We start from the raw sequence: 2,033 nt of genomic DNA, 5'->3' as shown, positions 1-2,033 counted from the left end.
TGACTGTGCAGTCCCAGCTCATGCTTGACGCGGGTGTGGCGGGTCTTCTTTGACGGTCGTTGGAGATCTTTGACGGTCCGCTCACATTCTTGACTGGTCTCCGTCATTGTTAGGGCATGGGTGAGACGCAGGAGTCTGCAGCGGCAGCTGATGACAACTGGATGGTGGAGTACCGGTTCCGGGCCGTCGTGGAGGTGCTGGACGGCTCTCCGGTGGCCGAGGTCGCCCGCCGGCACGGCACGTCGCGGCAGTCCCTGCACAGTTGGCTACGGCGATTCCGCGAACGCGGCCGGGAAGGATTGAAGGACCGCTCGCGTCGACCGCACACCTCGCCGAAGCGAGTGCCAGCCGAAGTCGAGCTCGCAGTCTGCCAGTTGCGGCAGTCCTATCCGAAGTGGGGCGCCCGCCGGATCGCCCACGAACTGGCCGTACGCGGCGTCGTGGACGCACCGGGCCGCTCGACCGTGCACCGCATCCTGGTGCGCAACGGCCTGGTCAACCACCAGGTCCAGGTTCACCGACGCGTCTACAAACGGTGGCAGCGCGACGCGCCGATGCAGCTATGGCAGATGGACCTGATGGGCGGGGTGTTCCTCGCCGACGGGCGGGAGTGCAAGCTCCTCACCGGGATCGACGACTGCTCCCGGTTCATCGTGATCACCACGGTGCTGGTGCAGCCGACCGGGCGAGCGGTGTGCCAGGCGTTCATCGAGGCGATGCGCCGTTTCGGAGTCCCCTCGGAGGTGCTGACCGACAACGGCAAACAGTTCACCGGCCGCTACTCCAAGCCCCTGCCCACCGAGGTGATGTTCGAGCGAGTGTGCCGCGAAAACGGCATCAACCAGCGCCTGACAAAGCCCAGGTCACCGACCACAACGGGCAAAATCGAACGCTTCCACAAGACCTTGCGGCGCGAGATGCTGGACCACTCCGGCCCCTTCGGCGACCCGGCCGCCGCACAGGCCGCGATCGACGCCTGGGTCCACAGCTACAACCACACCCGACCCCACCAGTCGCTTGAGATGGCGACCCCGGCCCAGGTCTTCCGCCCGCACACACTCACGATCGACCCGCCGCAGACCGCGGAAACCGTGGTGCCCAAGCCGATGGCCGGCCCGGCCGAGCCCATGCGACTCCCCATGCTTCCGCCGCCGAGCTCGTCCGAGGAGAACCTTCCTCTCCAGGCAGTCGAGTTCGAGGCCGTGATCAGCCCGGGCCGGCACGTGATGCTGCCGCAGCAACAGAGCCTGAAGTTCAGCCCGACCCTGGTCGGCCGCACCGTCACCGTCTGGTTGAGCCACCACACCGTCCACGTCCTGCTCGACGGACAGCTGATCCGAACCCGCTCCATGAGCTTCACCGACGCCGATCTGAACTGGCTGATCATGCGTGGCGGACGCCCTGGCGGCGCCGAACCCCAGGGCGGCATCAAGGCGGACAAACCCCTCGCCCCCGCGGCCGTGGTCGAGGTCGACCGCAAAGTGACCAAGGACGGTGTCGTCTCGCTCGGGCAGACGCCGGTCGCAGTCGGCACCGATCTGATCGGCAAGCACGTCACTCTGCGGTTCGACGGCAGCATGATGTATGTCATCCATGCCGGTCTCCTGGTCAAGACACTGCCCGCACCGATCCCACACCAGCGACGCGCCAAACTCACTGGCGCACGGGTCGCCACGAACCCGCTGCCGCCGCCCCCGTCACAACCGCGCCGGGCCACCCGACGGGTTGGAGCCGATGGCACCTTCGAAGTCGCCCGGCAGAAGCTCCGGCCCGGCGTCGCGCACGCTGGCAAGACCGTCACCGTGGTCATCGAGGAGACCTGCTTCCGCGTCCTGGACGGCGAGATCGAAATCTCCACCCACCCCCGCAAGGGTGGCCCTGTCCTGCGCTTCATCACCGACTCCCGCTAACCGTCAACCATCACCTGGAACCGTCAAGCATCGAGCGAGACACCGTCAAGCATGTCCCAGGACCGAACTGTCAAGCATCTCTCCGGACCTCACAAGCGGGGACGACTCAATGGCCGTTGACAC

At 66.6% G+C, this 2,033-nt stretch carries 1 protein-coding gene; it reads left to right on the top strand.

From position 1 onward, the window contains the following. Positions 1 to 116 precede the first annotated feature (116 nt). Entirely contained in the window at positions 117 to 1,910 is a 1,794-nt protein-coding gene (locus tag RNC47_RS35895) for an IS481 family transposase (RefSeq protein ID WP_311605031.1), read from the top strand. The last annotated feature ends 123 nt before the right edge of the window (positions 1,911 to 2,033 follow it).

This window comes from Streptomyces millisiae, assembly GCF_031845425.1.
GTDB classification, from domain to species: Bacteria; Actinomycetota; Actinomycetes; order Streptomycetales; family Streptomycetaceae; genus Streptomyces; species Streptomyces millisiae.
The sequence above is the reverse complement of the archived record's forward strand: the minus strand, read 5'-3'. Positions and strand labels throughout refer to the sequence as shown.

Coding starts and splice junctions, on each gene's coding strand:
- RNC47_RS35895 (WP_311605031.1), top strand. CDS start 117: ATGGGTGAGACGCAGGAGTCTGCAGCGGCAGCTGATGACAACTGGATG.